This is a genomic window from Streptomyces sp. NPDC001513, from assembly GCF_042894695.1.
Lineage (GTDB): Bacteria > Actinomycetota > Actinomycetes > Streptomycetales > Streptomycetaceae > Streptomyces.
In genome coordinates, this window is record NZ_JBIAVU010000006.1 from 102546 (window position 1) to 120342 (window position 17797).

18 protein-coding genes are annotated in these 17797 nt (G+C 62.0%); all 18 read right to left on the reverse strand.

Going from position 1 to position 17797, the window contains the following annotated elements; all coding sequences use genetic code 11:
* Positions 1-113: 113 nt before the first annotated feature.
* Entirely contained in the window at positions 114-578 is a 465-nt protein-coding gene (locus tag ACFYZ4_RS15030) for a hypothetical protein (RefSeq protein ID WP_390784060.1), read from the reverse strand.
* A gap of 1444 nt (positions 579-2022) precedes the next feature.
* On the reverse strand, positions 2023-2565 hold the full coding sequence (locus ACFYZ4_RS15035) for a hypothetical protein (protein WP_390784061.1): 543 nt from the start codon (positions 2563-2565) through the stop codon (positions 2023-2025).
* A 99-nt stretch (positions 2566-2664) separates the two neighbouring features.
* Positions 2665-2916, reverse strand: coding sequence for a hypothetical protein (locus ACFYZ4_RS15040; protein ID WP_390784062.1), 252 nt, complete (start codon positions 2914-2916; stop codon positions 2665-2667).
* A gap of 68 nt (positions 2917-2984) precedes the next feature.
* On the reverse strand, positions 2985-3197 hold the full coding sequence (locus ACFYZ4_RS15045; RefSeq protein ID WP_390784063.1) for a hypothetical protein: 213 nt from the start codon (positions 3195-3197) through the stop codon (positions 2985-2987).
* 106 nt (positions 3198-3303) lie between these two features.
* Complete coding sequence (locus ACFYZ4_RS15050) at positions 3304-3795, reverse strand: deoxycytidylate deaminase (protein WP_390784223.1); 492 nt, start codon at positions 3793-3795, stop codon at positions 3304-3306.
* A gap of 427 nt (positions 3796-4222) precedes the next feature.
* The gene (locus tag ACFYZ4_RS15055) at positions 4223-4522 is read right to left on the reverse strand and encodes a hypothetical protein (protein WP_390784064.1); all 300 of its coding nucleotides are present in this window, start codon (positions 4520-4522) and stop codon (positions 4223-4225) included.
* A 59-nt stretch (positions 4523-4581) separates the two neighbouring features.
* Positions 4582-4752 carry a hypothetical protein gene (locus ACFYZ4_RS15060; protein WP_390784065.1) on the reverse strand — a complete coding sequence of 57 codons (171 nt, stop codon included), beginning with the start codon at positions 4750-4752 and terminating at the stop codon, positions 4582-4584.
* A 59-nt stretch (positions 4753-4811) separates the two neighbouring features.
* Positions 4812-5627, reverse strand: coding sequence for a hypothetical protein (locus tag ACFYZ4_RS15065; protein WP_390784066.1), 816 nt, complete (start codon positions 5625-5627; stop codon positions 4812-4814).
* 524 nt (positions 5628-6151) lie between these two features.
* A complete protein-coding gene (locus ACFYZ4_RS15070) occupies positions 6152-7978 on the reverse strand; it encodes a DNA polymerase (RefSeq protein WP_390784067.1) in 1827 nt (608 codons plus the stop codon).
* Between the two features lie 98 nt (positions 7979-8076).
* A complete protein-coding gene (locus ACFYZ4_RS15075; RefSeq protein WP_390784068.1) occupies positions 8077-10548 on the reverse strand; it encodes a phage/plasmid primase, P4 family in 2472 nt (823 codons plus the stop codon).
* Positions 10549-10682: 134 nt separating this feature from the next.
* Positions 10683-11195: a hypothetical protein gene (locus tag ACFYZ4_RS15080; RefSeq protein WP_390784069.1), complete on the reverse strand. Its 513-nt coding sequence runs from the start codon at positions 11193-11195 to the stop codon at positions 10683-10685.
* A 367-nt stretch (positions 11196-11562) separates the two neighbouring features.
* Positions 11563-11898: a hypothetical protein gene (locus ACFYZ4_RS15085; protein ID WP_390784070.1), complete on the reverse strand. Its 336-nt coding sequence runs from the start codon at positions 11896-11898 to the stop codon at positions 11563-11565.
* A 102-nt stretch (positions 11899-12000) separates the two neighbouring features.
* A complete protein-coding gene (locus ACFYZ4_RS15090; RefSeq protein WP_390784071.1) occupies positions 12001-12723 on the reverse strand; it encodes a hypothetical protein in 723 nt (240 codons plus the stop codon).
* A 117-nt stretch (positions 12724-12840) separates the two neighbouring features.
* Positions 12841-13683, reverse strand: a complete 843-nt coding sequence (locus tag ACFYZ4_RS15095; protein ID WP_390784072.1) for a hypothetical protein — start codon at positions 13681-13683, stop codon at positions 12841-12843.
* Positions 13684-13971: 288 nt separating this feature from the next.
* The gene (locus ACFYZ4_RS15100; RefSeq protein ID WP_390784073.1) at positions 13972-14679 is read right to left on the reverse strand and encodes a hypothetical protein; all 708 of its coding nucleotides are present in this window, start codon (positions 14677-14679) and stop codon (positions 13972-13974) included.
* A gap of 255 nt (positions 14680-14934) precedes the next feature.
* Positions 14935-15519, reverse strand: coding sequence for a hypothetical protein (locus ACFYZ4_RS15105; protein WP_390784074.1), 585 nt, complete (start codon positions 15517-15519; stop codon positions 14935-14937).
* Between the two features lie 92 nt (positions 15520-15611).
* Positions 15612-17003, reverse strand: coding sequence for a hypothetical protein (locus tag ACFYZ4_RS15110; protein ID WP_390784075.1), 1392 nt, complete (start codon positions 17001-17003; stop codon positions 15612-15614).
* Positions 17004-17176: 173 nt separating this feature from the next.
* Positions 17177-17767: a hypothetical protein gene (locus tag ACFYZ4_RS15115; RefSeq protein ID WP_390784076.1), complete on the reverse strand. Its 591-nt coding sequence runs from the start codon at positions 17765-17767 to the stop codon at positions 17177-17179.
* Positions 17768-17797: the final 30 nt, after the last annotated feature.

Consider the following 17797-nt stretch of genomic DNA (forward strand, 5'->3'; position numbering starts at 1 on the left):
GCAGGTGACGGGGGAGTTGGCCACGCTCAGTAAAATTTTGAGGCTCAGCCGGCATTCTGGGCAGGGGGGTGAAACGGACATGCAGGTACATGACCGGCCCCGCGGAAATAACCCTAAGTGATCACGGGCTCAGTCGGGGTCAGCACTCCGGCCGCTTCCTTCACAGCCGCGCTGAGCGTGCCGCAGGACGTACCGGCGACCGTGTTGGGGTCCGTGATCTCTGCGGACTCAGTGACCGTCTCAGACGTCGCTAGGTCCGTTGCCGTGACCGTGACCTCAGCCGGTGTCTCCGGTGTGGCCGTGGTCGGGTCAGTGACCACCAGGACCACGTCTAGCCCCTCAGGGGCGGGTGTTGCCGACCACGCCACGGCAAGCCCGCTCAGGTTCAAGGCGTGGTTGTGGTCGGCCCTGAGCCTGCCCCGGATGACAAGCGTGCCGTCCGGCATAACCGACGCGTCCAGCACCGTGCCGGGCATAGAGCGCTCTTGCATGTCGGCAACGATCGGCAGGGCCCAACCGGGGATCTTCTCGATGCCCGGAACGGCCTCTTCTAGCTTGTCGCGCAGCTTGTCTTTCATCTTCTGCGTGAGCGGCTTGTCCGGGGTCCTACTGGGCTTTGGGGACGGGCTAGTTGGGCTTGGTACTGCCTTGGGTGAGGCAGGGGCGCTAGGCGCCTTTGTGAGGGGCGCTGAGGGCTTGGACGTCCCCTTGGGTGATACGGGGCTCAGCGGGCTCTCGGGGGCCCTGTAGGGGCTCGCGCTGGCAGTGTCACCCGGCAGGGGTGACGGGGTTTCAGGCTCCACCACGGACGCGGGACGTTGCCTCTCAGGTGCGGCAGCAACCGCATAGCTGAGTAGGCAGAAAACCCCGGCCGTGGCAGCGGCAGCGGGTATGACGATGCGTCGCGTAGACACAAGGCGCCTCACAAGTGGAACGGGTGATTCCGCAAGATAGTTTCACATTCAAGTCTTGATCGGTAAGAGACGGGCCCTAGGTCCCGACCCGGGGCACTACGTGCGAAAGGCCCGTAAGCGCCACAACCGGACGATCCCCCCAGGGGTTGAGGGGGAACAGCCCCTCGGCCGTCCAGAGCATCGAAGCGCGATGCTCGCCAGACTCGGCGGACTTGATCCACTCCCCAACCCCCAGCAACCGGCGGGAGAGTTGACCCCGGGCGGTGATTCGGAAACCCCAGTACGGCAGGCGCCGGAGGATGCGGCCCACGGCATGGCCATGGGCTTTGAGTACAGGGTCAACGTCGGCCCACGTATCAATGAGGTCAACGGCCGTCAGCGTCTCTAGCTGAGGGCATGTCAGGTACTCAATACGTCCGTCCGCAGACGGCACGGGCACGGTGACCGAAAGTTCAATTTCGAACGGCGCGGCAGGCATGGCCTAACCATGCACAACCGGAAGCACTAGTTCCGTCAGCCATAAGGGAGGGTTAAGGAACCTGAAAGCTCATCCTTGAGACGGACAACCCGATCAGCCCCAGGGTGGAAGATCACGCGCACTCGCCCAACGCGTTCCGCTCATCCCACAGCACCCATGGTGCGTGGCTTGGCACGTATTGCCGTAGCTCGCTGGACATGTGCCACTCATGGACCCCCACCACGGCGCCGGACGGCAGCGCGTGAGCCACAAGCCGGAAGCGGGAGTGATCCCCGGTCATAAGCCGGGCCACGGCAGCAGAGCACGCGTACAGACCACGGCCTAGCTGAGCCGATCCGGTAAGAGCGTCGGGCATGTCGGGGAAGTCGTCTCCGGCGGCCCCCCAAGCCCACCGGTCCACGGCTACCCGCTCGTAAATCTCTGTCTTGAACGTGACCGTAGGTTCCCATCCATTTGTGATCATTGCGCCCCCCATGGCTCGAACACGTGAGCCAAAAACCTACACCCAGCCACTGACAATCAGCCAAGAGTTATTGATCATGGCAGGGGCATGTCATGTGACTACCCGTCAGTGAGCATACGAAAAGGGACCACCTACTAAATTAGTAGGTGGTCCCTCTGGGGTGTTGCCTAGATGGCGCTCACGCGTTCCATCCACTTGAGCGCGCCATCACGCTCAGCCTTGCTTGACTCCTCGGCGTCGAATTGGAGCACGGTTTCCGCGTACTCAGTGAAGATAGCCAGGATGCGACGGGATGCGGTCACGGCCACGCTGTAGCCACGCTTGCCGTGCCTGCGACGCTTGCCGCCCTCAAAGGCCAGACGGGCAGCCTTGCATTCTTCGTCGCTGTCGTCGCCACCCGCAGCGATGTTGGTTCCGGCGAAGAAATCCGCAAACCCGCCCGGCATGGCAACCGTATGCAGCGCTTCACCGGATACGACCCGGTGAAACGCGTTGGCAACCTCTTCGGTCGTGGCGAACTCAGCAGCAATCGACTCGTTGGCCTCAGCCGACACCATCACGTATTCGACGTCAGCATGTCCGGCACCGTTGCGGACGCGTCGCAGCAGATCAGCGGCCACGGTGAGCGGCAGGGGGCTAGAGAACTCAGTGCCCTCAGCCCACACCGTCCAGCCTGCCTCAGTCTGTCGCAGTTCGCCGGTCTCGCTCATTCCCAACCCCTTCGTTGTGTTGCTCTGACATGACAGACCATACGGGAAGGACCACCTACTAATCTAGTAGGTGGTCCTCACTCGTTCGGGTGGTCTAGCTCACTCGTTGGCGTACGTCAGCCACGTACGGCCCTGCTGCGCTGCCCAGACTCGCCCGTCATCGTCGGTCTGCTCTTCGTAGTTCTTGATCAGCCACTCTACGGCGCTCTGCCAGTTGACCGACGTGCCCAGGGTTGGACCCTCGGCCTTGACGGTCTCGTATACCTCACGCGCCGTCTCGGCGGTCGGGGGAATGCCGATCATCTCGCCCAGTCGAACCAGGAATGCCGCGCGGTCAGTCTTGTTAGCCATGCTGCCTCTTCTGTGTGATGGGGACCGGTAGGGCCCCCGGGGGATACGACCACCCGGGGGCTTCCTACTCAGTAGCGGTACTTGCTGCGGTCGATGTTGTCGGAGTGGGCAACCAACTTAACGTTGCTGTAGTTCTGGAATCCGGTGCAGCGGATCGCTTCGAACTCCGTTGCGTAGGTGTGCTTGATGAGTTCCGTTACCCCGGTCTCAGTGTCCGTGAAGTTGAACTCTACCCAGTAGGGGCCGTAAGGCTCAAGGTGGGCCGGGACCTTAACGCTCATTGTCTTGCCTTCCGTTCGGGTTGCTCTTACAAGGAGGACACTACGGGTTCGGAACCATCCGATCAAGCCCATTCGGCGAAAGACCACCTACTAATTTAGTAGGTGGTCACCCCCGCTTGTATGCCCGTCCGGGTGTCACCACGCGGGCAATGCCGGAAGCCAGGATGAGCGTCCAGCACTGCGGGCACGGCTCACGCGTCACGTAGAGCGTGGACCCGGGAAGTTCGTTTGGGGGAGTGTGTTCAATCGCGTTGCGTTCCGCGTGGTCGGCAATGCAATTGCTGTAGTCGCTATCAGGCTCGGATGCGTTGGGGCAGGGCCACGACTCCCCGCATGTGCATTTCCAGTCTTCGAACGGCCTACGCGTGCGCGCATGCTGGCCACGCGGGCAAGACCCGGTAGACGCGCACCCCGGAACACCGGCAGGGGCGCCGTTGTAGCCCGTACCCCGAACCTCATGGTTCGCATTGACCAGCACCGCCCCAACCTGAGCGCGGGTGCAGTCGGCACGTGTGGCAACCCACCTAGCACCGTTCAGGAAATACTCATCCCAAGAAAGCCGCCTACTGGCCACGCTTGAACTCCCTAATCCATGCACGCTCTTCGCGGCGCCGCTCAAACCATCTGCGGATCATCTGCGCTCGCTCGGGGTGATTGCGGTCTTGAGTAGTTCCATTGCGTCATCGGGCATGAACCCCTCACGCACTAGAGCCATGTACAGCGCGCGAATGCATCGCGCGGCTTCCTGTGCTTGAAGGGTCGAAAAGCTGTGCACCGTGATCTCTCCTTTACCGAAAAAGGGGACCACCTACTACTTAAGTAGGTGGTCCCCCGTGGGAGCGGTTACGCCTGAGCGTCACCGGCTAGGAACTGAGCCACGCCTAGAACGTCCTCAGGGAAGTAGCCCTCAGGCCACTCGTACGCGTCCAGTAGGGCCCGTGCCGCTCGCCATATGTCGGACCGGTCAGCTATGTACTCCGCTGCCCGCTGAGCCTCGCTAGTCAGCTTAGGAGGCTTGAAGCCGGTCACCAGCGCGGACGCGGGGTGAAGGTGGCGCGGCCAAGCTCCGCTTCAAGACGCTTCACGGCCTCATGACGGGCGGCAGCAGACGCACGCATGTTCAGCGGGTCCGGCTTAGTGCGTGTCGTCTCGCTCGCCTCAATGAGCCACAGCCCGAACGCGCGGGCCTGAGCCGGGGTCATCTTCGCCCGGTCACCCGGGACGGCAACCGAAATGAATCCCTCTTCCTTGTCGGTGAACCAAGCCAGGATTCGGCCGGTCTCTGCGCTGAGCGTGGCTTCGGTCTTCTTAACGATGTTGAGCATGTCGTCTCTCTCCGGTGTCATGAATGCGAGGAAGGGGGAGCGGCCGGTAAGGCCCGGCATTAGAGCGTTGCCCTGAGATCAGCCACCAGGGCCGAAGCGTCGTCGTCGTTCATCTCTACCGTGGCGACCGTGCGCCCGGCAGCATTCCGAACGTGCATGTCCACGATGTAACCGCGCCGCGTGATCTCGATGGTGGAACCGTCAGCCGTGGTGTAAATGGTGGGGCGCATCGCGTTCTCTCCTGAGCGTGTGAGGGTCTCTACCGGGGCTTGGGTGCGAGGGATTCCACTCACACGGTTTCGCCCTTGAGATACAGCTCAGCGAAGCGAGCGTGACCCTTGGCGCGGTTCTGCCGGACCTGAGCCTTGGGCATGTCCAGCCACGCGGCAAGCATGTCTTCGTTGTCCGTACCGAACGCCATGGGTGCGGGGGCTATGCCGTACGTCCCTCGGATGACGTCGCCCTTGCGCTTACCCATCTTGTCCAGCGTGCGGCGAACGCGGGTGCGGGTTTCCTTGCGACGGGCCGACTCAATGTCAGATGCGGTCACAAGGTCATCCGGCACGCCGTACGTGCTCACGATGGTGTCCCCAAGGGTTCGTTCCTCCCCGCCCTCAGAGTCAGCGCCAAGGGGGGCGTCCAGCGAGTCAGTACCCTGCCAAGCCATTCGGGCCGAGTAGGCACGCTCAGGGGACATGCGACGGTCGCCCATAAAGTCAGCATCCTGCACAAGCCGCTCAGCCTCATACGGGTCACCAGCGGCAGCGCTCAGGGCCGTCTCAAAGAACTTGCTGGTGGTGGTGCTGACACCCTGCCGGGTCTCTTCGCGACGGGCAGCGCTGATAGCGCCGGACACGTGGCGGTCAATGTAGGTGAAGAACTGCGCCGGGTCCTCGCCCTCAAAAGTGGAGATCACTTCCCAGACGGTTACGCGGCCAACCTGGGCAAGCTCTTCGGCAAGGCTGTGGTTAACGCTTCCGCCGCTCGCAGCGTGCTTGCGGGCTATCTGAATGACCCGCTCTTCCGTCTCCCGAATCAGGTGGGTTACGGCGTCAATCTCGTTGTTCTTCGCTGCGGTGATCTGCTCAGCGGTGATGTTCAGCATTGGGACTCTCCAGCGCGTTCGTTGGGTTCCCTGGCCCTTGGGGGCGAGGGATTCCAGAACGGGGCTGTGAGAGCCGCTGATCAGGTGTGAGCTAGGCCACACTCTGTTTTAGGCAAGGGGGTGCCATGGAAACCGAGCGTGAGACAACGACAGACCTAGCCCCGTCTGGGGTGCCGACGGGGCTTGATCAGGGCCGTTCGTCTTTGCTGACTGGAACCTACGTCCGGCATATGACAACGGCAACGGCGATTCGGAGCGCTCAGGCGCCCACCGTGAGGGGCGGTAGCGAACGGATCAAAGGGCAGGTGGGGGGCTCATCCTCAAGATTGAAGGAACCATGCGGCGTGTCACGGGACCGTAACCGCAGTTTGCAAGGTTCGATCTTGGTCGGCACGTCAGCAAACCGGACGGCAACGTTTCGGTCACACACACCAAAGGGACCACCTACTAAATTAGTAGGTGGTCCCTCTGTAGTAGGACGTGCACGCTCCGTAGTAACGATGTGAGCACGGTCACAGGTATGACTAGTAGTCGGCCCCGTACAGGGACCCCCATGAGCGCTTCCCAATCTCCGCTTCCGCTTCGATGGGCACTCCGAAGAGTTCGAACGTCATGCACCGCTCGATCTCACGCGCGATGTCCGTTGCGTCCTCCTTCGGCACACTTGCCAACACTTCGTCATGGATAGGCAAGCGGAGGTAGTCCAGTAGACCGGCTTCCTGCATGTTCAGCATGGACTGACCCAAGACGTCCCGGGCGGTGCTTTGGCATGCGTAGTTGACCACGGCGTATGTGCGGTCACGGTCTAGGGGGAGACGTCGGCCCGTTGCCGACACGTGGACCATGCCGGTCTGAAAGGCTTCCCGCTGCCACCGGGTAGAGGCGCGCTTCACTTCCGGGTACACCCGGTCATAAGCGGCCATGGCTTCCCGCACTTCGTCTACGGGGGCGCCGGTCTGCCGCTGGATAGTGGCGAGGCCACCGCCGTAGACCTTTCCGAAAGCGATGCCCTTGGAAATCTTGCGGTGCTTGTCGGTGAAGTTCGGGCCGAACACCATTCGGGCCGTAAAGGAATGGAGGTCTTCCCCATTCCGGATAGCCGATTTCATTTGCTTGACATCGGCAAGCGCAGCCAATACCCGGAGTTCTACGGCAGCAAAGTCCGTAGAGACCATGACGTGACCCTCTTCGGCAAGCAATGCCCGCCGGACCATTTGGTCTGACGACGGAAGAGTCTGCAATGCCGGACGGGTGATAGACATACGGCCTGTGCGTGCGGCCATGGAATGGATGAACGGGTGTATTCGTCCATCGTCATCCACGGTCTCAAGGAAGGTATCCGCGTACGTGGTGCACCACTTGCCCGCGCGCTTAGCCCTGAGCACCGCATCGGCAAGCGGGTTGGGCGTGCGCATGTGTACGCGCTCCCACTGCATAGACATGTCAGCAAGGGACAGCAATACAGCCTTGTCCACCTTGACGGCACCGGATGCCGTCCGCTCAGTCAGCGTCTCGCCCATGCCCATGAGCGCTTCCGCAATCTGCTTGGTCGAGTTGACGTTCTCAACCCCGTACCGGCGGGCAACGTCGTTGTACTCCGCCTCTTCCTCGCGCAGGATGCGGGACAGAGTGGTGACGTAATCGACGTCAAGCACCATGCCCTTGCGCTGCATGACCGCGCACATGCGAGAAATGGCGTGCTCGTACTCAACAAGCACGTCCCGCACCCCTAGCCGGTCAAGCTCAGCAGCAAGGATGGGAGCGAGACGAGACGTGAGAATGACGTCAAGTCCCGCGTAAAGATTGAAAGTTGGGTGCCTAAGGTCGATGCCTGCCCACCCGGTTGCCTTGGTGAGCCCCAGGGAGCGGAAGACCGCCGTAAGGTCCCCCTGAGTATCCGGGGCGGACCGGTCTACGTAGTACCCGCTGAGCGGCTTGAGGCCGGTCCCAATCCCACCTTCTTGGGGTTGGCGAGGGTCCACAAGCCCGGCAAGAATCTTGGTGTCCACCGTACGGGGAGCGAGGGACTCAAGAGAGACACCCGCATGCCGGTCCAACACGAGCCAATCAAACGGAGCGTGATGAATGCGGAAGCGCTGGACCACGCGGAGCGCGTACAGGGCGGCACTGACGAAGTAGCCCCCCAACTCCCAGTGAATGACCCACGCGTTGTACGCGTCTCCGAACTGAACTGTCCTCAGGCGGTAGCCGGTTGAGAAGAGATCAAGGCCGGTGGTTTCCGTATCTAGCGCTACGGGCCCTCGTGCGTCAGCCTCAAGCACCCATGCCCGGAAAAGGTCTAGGTCCCGCTCATCCTCAGGCACGTGGACCGTGACGGTCTCGCCTGCCACGTTGTGACGATAAATCTGCACTGCTGCCCCCAGGGACAAAAAAAGGGGGACCACCTACTAAATTAGTAGGTGATCCCCCAACGGACGGGCGGATACGGTTACTTGGCGAAGATGCCCGGACCGGTGGCGGCAGGCGACTGACCGGCAATGCGGCAACCCACTAGGGCAATGCCCTTGTTGGTCTTCTTGCGGGTTACCCCGCGCTCTTCCATGGCGGTGTAAAACGTGGTGCGCGTCCAGCGCTCACGCCCGGGAAGGTTCTCAGCCTCACACCACTCAAGGTAGAGATTGAATGCGTCGTTGCCCGGGGTCTGGCACATGTCGTCACACGGTTCAAGGGCACCCGGGTAGAAGCCTGCGAGTGCATCGCTGGTCTCTCGGTATTCCTTGACGGCACGCATGATGACGGATGGGTCTTGCAGCCCATCGGCGTACCACTCGACTGCACCCCGGACGGCCCACCGTGCGATTCCCTCAGCCTCAGCGGCCAACTTGACGTCAAGGGTGTGGTCCCGCTCGTGAGGAGCGAACCAGCGCTTGAAAGGGATCATCTTGACGCGTCGCCAGAGTCCCTCATCCTGGCCGCGAAATTTAGGCTTGTGATTTGTGGCGAGCATGAGAAGGAAGCTGGGCTTGAACTCAAAGAATTCTTGCCGCAGGAAGCGCGCAGCGATCATGTCCTTACCAGTGACCCGCTTGAGAATCGCTTCCGACATGGGCTTGCCTGACTCGCCCTCGCTGGCCATGACCAATCGGCTACCCCTCAGGGCCGCAATGTCGTTGGGAATGCCCCCCGACCCGCGCTCTTCGAATGTGGCGAACGGTGTGGTCTTGCTGACCGTGCGGAAGACATGCGTGAGCGTGTCAGTCAAGACTGACTTGCCGTTGGCACCCTTGCCCCACAGCACCGCGAAACACTGTTCGGACACGTTGCCTGTGATCCCGTAGCCGACCAACCGGCGCATGTACGGGGAGAGTTCGGGGTTATCCGGGAAGATTTCCTCAAGGAAGGATTCCCAACGCGGGCACTCCGCCTGAGGGTTGTAGTGGATGTCCAGCGCATACGTGAGCATGTCTTCCTTGCGGTGCTCATGCATGGTGCCGGTCCGCAGGTTCACGGTCCCGTTCTTGAAGCTCAGCAGATCAGGGCGAGCGTCGAACTCCGAAGCGTCCACGTGGACGGACGGGACGGCCCTGAGTTCCCGCATGAGAGCGTCAATGTTCCGGGTGAGGGTGAAACCCTTAGCCACCTTTCGCAGTACCTCACCCGGGTCAGCCTTTGCTTCCGGGTCCTTATCCCGGGTCTTCTCAGCGGCGGCAACCGTGAGGGCAGCACCCATGTAATGGATTGCCTGCCGTACGCGGGTTTCGCTGCGTTCCCAGACGGACCCGTTCCACACGTAGTAACCAAGCCCGGCAGCAAACTTGATATGCCCACCCGTGAAAGCCACAAGCGCATGCGCGTTCAGCACGTCCGAAGAGCCGTAGCGCTCCGCAAGCTCAGACATGAGCCGGACGGCCCTAGCCGCTTCGTCGGCATCCGGCACAAGCGCGCCGGTCTCAGCGTCCACCAGGGCCGACCCGCGCTTACCGGCAACCGGCTGAGCGGTCTTCACCGCGCGGTGAAGAGCATCCGGAAAGCGTCGCCCCCCGACCCGTTCCCGCCAGTCGGTCAAGTCGGCACCCTCGTACGGGACTTCAAGGGTGAAGACGTCCACGCCGTGACCGGCAAGCCCGTCCGCCAGACGCGCGGCAAAGCCGTTGCCTGCCTTGTCGTTGTCCCCGCAGACGATGACCTGAGACCCGCGAAGACCGGCGGCAAGCTCAGCAATGATTTCGGGGGAGTGCGAGAGGGAAGCCCCACGGATGGCTACGGCGTCATAGCCCACAGAAACGGCTGTGAGCGCGTCTCCCGGCCCCTCAGTGACCAGGGTGACCCCGTAGCCACCCTGACCCCGGAAAACCCCGTACGGGGTCCACCGTGCCCCCTCAGGGTTGCTAAGGGATATCCACCGGCCGGAGCACTGCCCAGTGATGTCACGTCCCTGTAGTCCCCGGGCAACCCCGCCAAAGTCCCTCAGGGGGACGGTCACCCGGGGGTAAGCCAGGAAGGAGCGAGACCGGTACGGGAAGCTGTGGCCGGTGCCATCGTCCACGCCGAGCATGAGTTCAGCGGCAGACTCAAGGTCCAAGCCAAAGCGCCGGTCAAGGTAGGCAAGCGCGTCCCCTGCCGTGGCGCTGCCGTAGTCGCCCAAGGCCAGAGACGTTGCGTCCACGTAGGCAGCGAGGGCGGCAGTGTGGCCGATGCCGACAAGTACCGGCTTTTCCTTGGGCACGGTCAGACCCTCGCCGGTTGCGTTGAAGAGATGACCCCATGTCAGTCCAACGGACTTGATGACTTCCTCAGTCTCACAACCGGCACGGCATGTGATCCGCACCTTGTTGTCATCCCCCCGCCAGACGCGCAGTGAGGGACGCGAGTCCCCGTGTGCCGGGCAGAGGGCGAGATAGCCCCCGTCAGCCTCTTCGCTTACGTCGGTAAACCGGGCCAGTAGATCAGCGAACTTCAATGTTCTCTCCCTTGCTCACCGGCCCTTGGGTGCGAGGGATTCCACTTCGGCCGAAGTAACTTTGCGTAGTTACCGCGGGGCCCGGCATGTCCGTTTCTGTCCGCTTACGCCCGTGCCGGCGAGGGGCCAGAATTTCACTGTGGGTTACGGTTCCTCCGGATGTCCGCAAGCAGTAGGGCAAAGTCCTCAACTTCGGTCGTGAAGTACCAACGACCCGTGTTCAGTCCACGGGTTGAGACCGTGAAGGAGTAGCGGTCAGCGAAATGACGGGAGCACATACCGAGGGACAGACGCACCCGCGTCCACGTGCGCACGGTGAAGTGCACCTTGCCCCGCCGGACGTTCAGCCGGGCCGACTTCACCACGGCTACCCCGTACGGAAATCCGGCATGATGGGCTTCAACTTCCGCTTGCCGTAGGAAGGTTGGGACGGCCGGTGACTTGACGTTCTTGCACTCAAGGATGAACGGCACGGCGTGCACGTCCCCTACGTCTGCCGCACCCTCTTGTGCCGGACGTCGGACGTTCAGCGCTGAGAACGGGTCAAGGAACTTCCCGAACTCATCCACCAGTCCTAGCCGGGCATTGAGGTAGTCGCGAACGGCGGATTCCCACCCGGTCCCCTTGGCCTTGTTGGGGTTAGCCACGGCGCCGCCCCTTGCTCGGTAGCAGCAGTGCAGCAGTCAGGAACCCGACGTTAAAGCACATCCAACAAGCTAGATACAGAACCCAGTTACTCATTTGCGGACCCACCTAGCGTCAGCGCCACGGGATACCGCCTCAGCGATGACGAAGACGTATCGCCCCCAATCCCGCCGGTTCCACACCCCGCCCTCAAGCCAGAGGGTGTCACCCTCGCCCATGGTCCGTACGTCCCCCAGGGCGGGGGCAGCGTCGGACGTAATGGCCTTGTCCATGTTCCTCCTTGGACCACCTACTAAATTAGTAGGTGGTGGATAGCAAAGAGGGGCCGGACGGTATCACTTGGATACCGTCCGGCCCCTAGGGTTCGGTCTAGCGAGTGGGTTCGTCGGCAACGTCCGCCATGACAAGCCGGACGTGCTCCGCAGAGATCCACTCAGCGCGCAGAGAGCGGCGCTTCGTGAAACCCGACTCTGTGCCGGTGGGCTGCACCTTGAGCATGGGGCGCAGCCTGCCCCCCTCAAGGCGCGTGGTCACCTTCTGAACGATTGCGTCCGTGACGCGTACGCGGTTGCCCTGCCGGGCCGCGTAGTTGATCAGGTCACCCGGGTACAGCTCTTCGCCTGCATAGTCCGTGACAACACCGCGCTTACCCAACGAATTCAAGCCCCTCATCATCGTCAACACCGAAGCGGACACGCCGCTCATGAATTACCGCCGGACGCTCGCCCGGGGTGAACTCCCAAAGGGGGCGCCGGATATCAACATCCGGCAGCACCCTTAGAGCCTCAGCGAATTCGTCACGGGTCATTACTCCGCCACGGCATCGTTGTAAGAGCGGACGCGATTGATAACCGGCTTGTAGTAGCTGACGAACAGACCCTTCTTAGGGCCCTTCTTGATGGTGAACTCAACAAGCTCAAGCGCGAGTTCTGCCACGGCGTCACCGTTGACCCGCTCAAGGTAATTCGCGTACTCGTGAAGCACAGCGGCCATGGTCCAAGAGCCGGTCTGGAACTTGAACAGGCCAAGGTCCGGGTCATCGGCCAGACGGAACGTGACAGTGATGGACGGGGACGGGCCCATAAGGTCCTTCGCTGCCTGCTTGCGCTCCGCGAAAAGCTCAGGGCAAAGGCACGGCTTACCCTTGCGCTCATCCGGAGAAAGGAACTTAACGCCGTCGCAGTGGTGGACCAGCTTGTTGCGGTTCCACAGCTTCATGTCAGCCTTGATTGCGTCCGGCCCCTCAAGGATGACCGGCACGGACTCACGCGAAGTGAATACGTCAATGTAGTTCTCAGACGTGGTCTCTTCGTTCTCCACCGGCTGACCGCCGAAGAGCTGAGCAACGGCCTTGGCAACCTCAGGGTCACCAGTGGACACGCGCCACTCAGAGAGGCTCTCAGGCTCCTTCTCGCCCTTGTCGTTTACGACCGAGTGACCAGAGTGGAACTTACCCACGGTGTCATCAGAGAACTTCTCACGGACCTTGGGCTTGTTGTTGGGGTCGGTGTCCCAGAGGTTAAGCAGCATGCGGAATCTCTCCAAAGAGTTCATGTGAAGTGGAGAGAGGGGGGAGGAAGGATTCCCGGGGTTGGCCGGTCCGTTCCTCGCCCCTCTCTACTAGCCCTTGGGTGCGAGGGATTCCGCCTACCGGGCCCGGCGCTCAGTTCCGGTGATGAGCTTTCCGGCGCTCTTCGCGATAGCCCGACCGATGACGGTCTTACTGGTCTCCCGGTCCCACGTGAAGACCTTTCGGAGAGTCAGGAACAGATCAAAGACATGGGCCTCAATGGACACCGGCTTGAAAGCCCACTGTTCCGGGGTGATGTGCAGCACTGCCGCCCCATCGAATTCCGGCATGGGCGCACGGTTGCCGTCCGGGTCAATGATGAAATCGGCGTGCGCGTACGCGGCCATCTGTAGGGCAACGTCCGCGTAAGTGGCCTTGGACGTCTTCCAGTCCACAATCAGGATGTGCGGCACTCCGGACCGATCCGGAGTGGGCTTCCCCTCTTCGTCCAGCCACACGCGGAGAATGGCATCAAAGCTTCCCGCGTAGTCGTGCGTATCCGACCACGCCACATCCTCAGCGCGGACTAGTTCCGGATTCACTGCCTCAAGGAATTCAGCGAACATCGCGCGATAGGGCTCAAGGTCCGGGTGGACGTGCCCGACGTACTCACCCCGGATCATGCGCTCAAAGAGGTCATGTGCCTGAGAGCCGATATCGGCCCGAATCTTGGTGTACCGGCGAGCGGCACCCTTGAGAAAGTCAACTGCCGCTTCGCGTCCGGCCGTTGCATGCATCTGCTCTACGAACGGCAGGGAATCAACGGCGAGTTCGGCAACCATCTTGGCATTCCAGAAAGCCAGAAAGGGCTTAGGAAGCATAGAGATGATGGATGTTACGCCCGGCCTCTTGATGGTGCTGTCTTCCGGGTCGATATAGAACCGGGTGCCGGAACGCTGGATAGTGCGGACGGTTCCCACTGTGCCCCCTTGGGCTTGGAAGTGCTTACAGGGGTGCTTGGGGGCGAGGGATTCCACCCGGGGGAGTGGTGACGAGTGACGACCGTGAGGGGGCTTCCGGGTCGGTCCCACAGAAGAGGCTGACTGAGTGATGTATGGGTGGAACAGAAGTAGTCGTCATTCCGTCACTCGTCACCGCTCCTCACTGCTGAGGGGGCAGGCGCGGCGCTCAGCGCCCGTCTGCGGGCACGACAAAGCCCCCGGGTCCGAAGACACCGGGGGCCGTCCGCTAGGTCGTTAGGCGGGCACTCAGAGCTTCAACGCCCGAGTCAGCTTGTTCGTCTCGTCCGTGGTGTGGGTCTTGCACATCCACACCCATGCGTAAGTGTGCATGGCTTCCTTGCTCTTGATCTCTCCGCAGATGGCGCACTCACGGGACAGCTCTTCGCCGTCCTCGCGCTCACGCGCCTCAAGAGTCGCTTCCCGGTCCTTACGGGCCTTGGCGGCAATCGGCCATTCCTCGTTGTGGGTCAGCGCGTAGAGATCATTCAACGCGCTTGCGATCCGCTCGAATCCTGCGCGGGTAGGTTCGCCGTTCGCGTCAACGTCTTGCCACCGCATGGAATCCCCGAGAGGGCCCCAGCTCCAAGTCTCGTGTGGCCCGCGCGCCTTGAGCTTGAGCCATGCGGAACCGAGACCGGACGGGCTGAACGGGCCGGGCGTGAATTCGGGTACTTCCTCTGTGATCTCTTCGATCACAAAGCCCGGCTCCCATTCCGCCTGCCACCCCGGGGCGCGACGGCTTTCCGCGTAGGCGAGTTCGTAAACCATCTCGTCCCACTGGATAGCGATTACCCCGGACGTGCGCTTTGCCTTGGGACCGGCGGAAATCTCGGTCCACTCGTTCCGCGAAGTCAGGATCTTGCGCTTAGCGTCTGCGTCCGGGATGTACGCGCCGAACTTGTCCAGTACCCCCGCGTACCACTCAGCAATCTCGTCTTGCGTGGTCTTCCTCATTGCACGCCACCCCAGTTCTTGCACTCTTCGCTGTACTCACGGAATTTCGGGGAGCACGCCACCCCGCCCCCAACGGATTCAATGAGCCTGGCCATGTAACGGCGCTCACGGATCGCGCCGCATCGGACGCATGTTGCGGGTGCCGATAGCTCCTCTTCGCTCAGCGGCTCATGCCGCCTACGCGGATACGTCATCTGACTGTCCCTCAGGTGGGGGACCACCTACTAAATTAGTAGGTGGTCCCGGGTGGTCGGACTACTGACAGGGGTCGGCGCAGACGTACAGCGCTGCCAGTCGGTCAAGGGTGTTGAGCGCCGCTTCCGGCCGGTGCTGCTTGCATCGCGTGCACTTGTACGCACGCCCCCCGTCGTATGTCAGCTCAGGGGGAAGCCCCACGCGCTCACTGGTCGGTTCATGCGAGCATGCCGCGTGAGCGTAACTACCGCAGTAGTGGCACCCGTTGAGCGTGCCGTGTTCCTCGGCCGCGTAGTGCGTGAGGTACTGCCCATCGGGCACGCATGTGCATGACATGGCGTTCAGCGGGGAGCATGTCCGTGTGTCTTCCGGCGCCGGGTCCGTGGCCCAAAGCGGCAAGACGTTCTTGCACTCAGCGCACGTGACCGGCGCTTCAAGGGCAATGACTTCCCGGTCAAGTTTGTCCCGGTCTTCCGGGGTGATGATGAGCTTGCCCTTTTCGCCGCGCAGCAGTGCAACAAGGTCTTCGTGTCGCGCCCGCTCAGGGCTGTAGCCGGGCTTGATGACGGGCTGTGCGTCGTAACCCTTCCCCCGCGCGTACGCCATAACGTCCGCCGCCTGTTCCGCTTCGCTCTTGTCGTGCATTGCGTTCCCCTCACACGGTGGTCTTATGGGACGGGCCCCCGCCCTATCCGGGTGTGAATAGAGCGGGGGCCCGTGGTGCCGGTCTGTCAGCGTCAGCCGATCAGGGCCTTACGGATTTCCTTTGCGGCATCCTCAAGGGCCTTAGCCTGCTTTTCCATTTCCTCGCGCTCTTCGTCCTTGAGGACACTGAACTTGGCGGTCTTAAACTTCGTCGTGGCCTTAACGGCCGCCGTGGCGAGCTTAAGAATGTCCACGTACGTGGGCTCAGTGGCCGGAGTGCCCTCGCCCTCGCCCTCGCCGGAACCCTCGCCCTCGCCGGACGCCAGTTCCTTCTTTTCGGCGGCAGCGAGTTCCGCCGCGCGCTCCTTGTTCCAGTCGGCCTCTTCGATCTCTTCCTTGGTCTGACCGCGCGAGACCTTGTGGTACTCAAACACCGCTTCCGAAACCGGCTTGTCCGGGTGGGCTTCCTTGGCGCGGGTGAAGAGGGCGGCAAGCTCCGGCTTGTCGTCAAGGCTCAGAACGAAGTCACGGCGTGCGGCAGCGTGGCGGTTCTGAACGGCCTTGAGGAACTTGGCAAGCGTCTTGTTCCCCTCAAAGTTGTCCGGGATTCCGGCCTCAGCGAGGGCGTCAGCGGTCATCTTGCGGAACGCGTTCTTGAGTGCGTCGCTGGTGAAGCCAATGTCAGGGTTGCCGTTCTTGTCGGTGAACGTGACGGCAAGCCCCATCTTGGCATCCGCAACTTCGCGGGAGAGCTTGGAGAACTTCATGTTGGCGGACAGTGCCGCACCGATGCTCTTTGCGGCAGCGTCGATCTTCTCGCGCGCCCCTTCGACGTCTTCCCAATTCTGCGTCTCGGGGTTGACCACCTCAGCCTTGGGGGCGGGGCGGTTAGCTGCCGCAGCCTCTACGGCCTTTTCCTGGTCGGCGCGAAGCTTGGCCTTGACACCGGCGGCACCCGTGCCGGTGATCTTCGCCCGGTCCTTGTTCAGCTCTTCCATAAGTTCCTTGGCAGAGTCGTCCTTACCCTCAGCGATAAGCGTCACGACCCGCTCAATTCCCGCCCGGATTTCCTGCTCGGCCTTTTCCTGCGCGGCCTTGTCCATCGTCTTCGCTGCCATCGTGGCTTCCTTCTCTTCGGTGTTGGTGGTGCCGGTCTCAGTGGGGGTCTCAGGGAACTCAAGGGGAACCGCTACGGCGGTCTTCACCTTGACGTCACGGCCAAGCCCGGGGATCGTCACGGCCTTTTCAACGATCTCAACCGGGCCGGTCTCGACAAGGGCAGAGCACTTGATGCAAAGCTCAATCTCCGGCTTCTGTTCGTGCGCCGGACCCCAAGAGGAGAATGCGGACTTGGCCTTAGTGGGGCAGTAAGGCGCCCACCCAGCGTCAGTCATGTTGAGCGCGTGCGGCGTACCCTTGAACCCTCCGGCCGCACCGATCATGACGTCCCCGCGAACCTCAGACAGCTTGAGCTTTGCAGCCATGTTCCCCGCCCCTTTGTTGCCGTGTTGTGCTTACAGGTAGGACAGTAGGGCATTGATCATGGTCGGCGCAACCCCCCACCTACTAAATTAGTAGGTGGTCCCCTGGGACTCACCCGTTCGGGTGACATGGGAACGCAAAAAGCCCCCCTTCCCGAAGGAAGAGGGGCGGTGCGCTAGCGGCGCGTGACCAACTGGCTTGCGTCTAGGTGGAGTTGGGGCAGCGTGCCCACGTTGGCAAGGGTCACGTCTGCGGGGTAGTCGTCTAGGGCGGTCTCACTCTCATGGGTTGCAGCCCCCGCCTGAGTCAAGGTCAGATGTTCAGCGGCCGGACGCTGCACCCGTGCGAGTAGGAAGCCACGCGCGCGGAGTGCGTCAGCCTCGTTGGGGTACCGGACGTCAGTCACGACTACGGGCAGGTTCCACGTGTCTGCCACGTCCACCTTGTCCATGGCGATGTTCACCCAGTAGTCAGCATCGTTGACCCGTACCGTCTGCCCGAGACGCTGTAGCGTCCGGCGGATTTCCGGGTAACGATCCTTTGCCTTTTCCCACCCGTACCGGCGCACGATGTCTGAGAGCCGGTTAGGCAGATAGCCGTAATGGCCAGACTCGGCACCGATGATGGGATCAAGGGAAAGCGCCATTCCCTTTAGGGGGTCAGCGAATGCCACCCGCGTGAATGCGAAGTTAGCGGTGAGGTACTTACCCACTTCGTCTTTCCCCGAACGGGCCTTACCCATAAGCGCGATGTTGCGATAGGACATGTGCCGCACTCCCCATAGCCGTTGGTGCTT

Coding starts and splice junctions, on each gene's coding strand:
- ACFYZ4_RS15030 (WP_390784060.1), bottom strand. CDS start 578: ATGAAAGACAAGCTGCGCGACAAGCTAGAAGAGGCCGTTCCGGGCATC.
- ACFYZ4_RS15035 (WP_390784061.1), bottom strand. CDS start 2,565: ATGAGCGAGACCGGCGAACTGCGACAGACTGAGGCAGGCTGGACGGTG.
- ACFYZ4_RS15040 (WP_390784062.1), bottom strand. CDS start 2,916: ATGGCTAACAAGACTGACCGCGCGGCATTCCTGGTTCGACTGGGCGAG.
- ACFYZ4_RS15045 (WP_390784063.1), bottom strand. CDS start 3,197: ATGAGCGTTAAGGTCCCGGCCCACCTTGAGCCTTACGGCCCCTACTGG.
- ACFYZ4_RS15055 (WP_390784064.1), bottom strand. CDS start 4,522: ATGCTCAACATCGTTAAGAAGACCGAAGCCACGCTCAGCGCAGAGACC.
- ACFYZ4_RS15060 (WP_390784065.1), bottom strand. CDS start 4,752: ATGCGCCCCACCATTTACACCACGGCTGACGGTTCCACCATCGAGATC.
- ACFYZ4_RS15065 (WP_390784066.1), bottom strand. CDS start 5,627: ATGCTGAACATCACCGCTGAGCAGATCACCGCAGCGAAGAACAACGAG.
- ACFYZ4_RS15085 (WP_390784070.1), bottom strand. CDS start 11,898: ATGAGCGGCGTGTCCGCTTCGGTGTTGACGATGATGAGGGGCTTGAAT.
- ACFYZ4_RS15090 (WP_390784071.1), bottom strand. CDS start 12,723: ATGCTGCTTAACCTCTGGGACACCGACCCCAACAACAAGCCCAAGGTC.
- ACFYZ4_RS15100 (WP_390784073.1), bottom strand. CDS start 14,679: ATGAGGAAGACCACGCAAGACGAGATTGCTGAGTGGTACGCGGGGGTA.
- ACFYZ4_RS15105 (WP_390784074.1), bottom strand. CDS start 15,519: ATGCACGACAAGAGCGAAGCGGAACAGGCGGCGGACGTTATGGCGTAC.
- ACFYZ4_RS15110 (WP_390784075.1), bottom strand. CDS start 17,003: ATGGCTGCAAAGCTCAAGCTGTCTGAGGTTCGCGGGGACGTCATGATC.
- ACFYZ4_RS15115 (WP_390784076.1), bottom strand. CDS start 17,767: ATGTCCTATCGCAACATCGCGCTTATGGGTAAGGCCCGTTCGGGGAAA.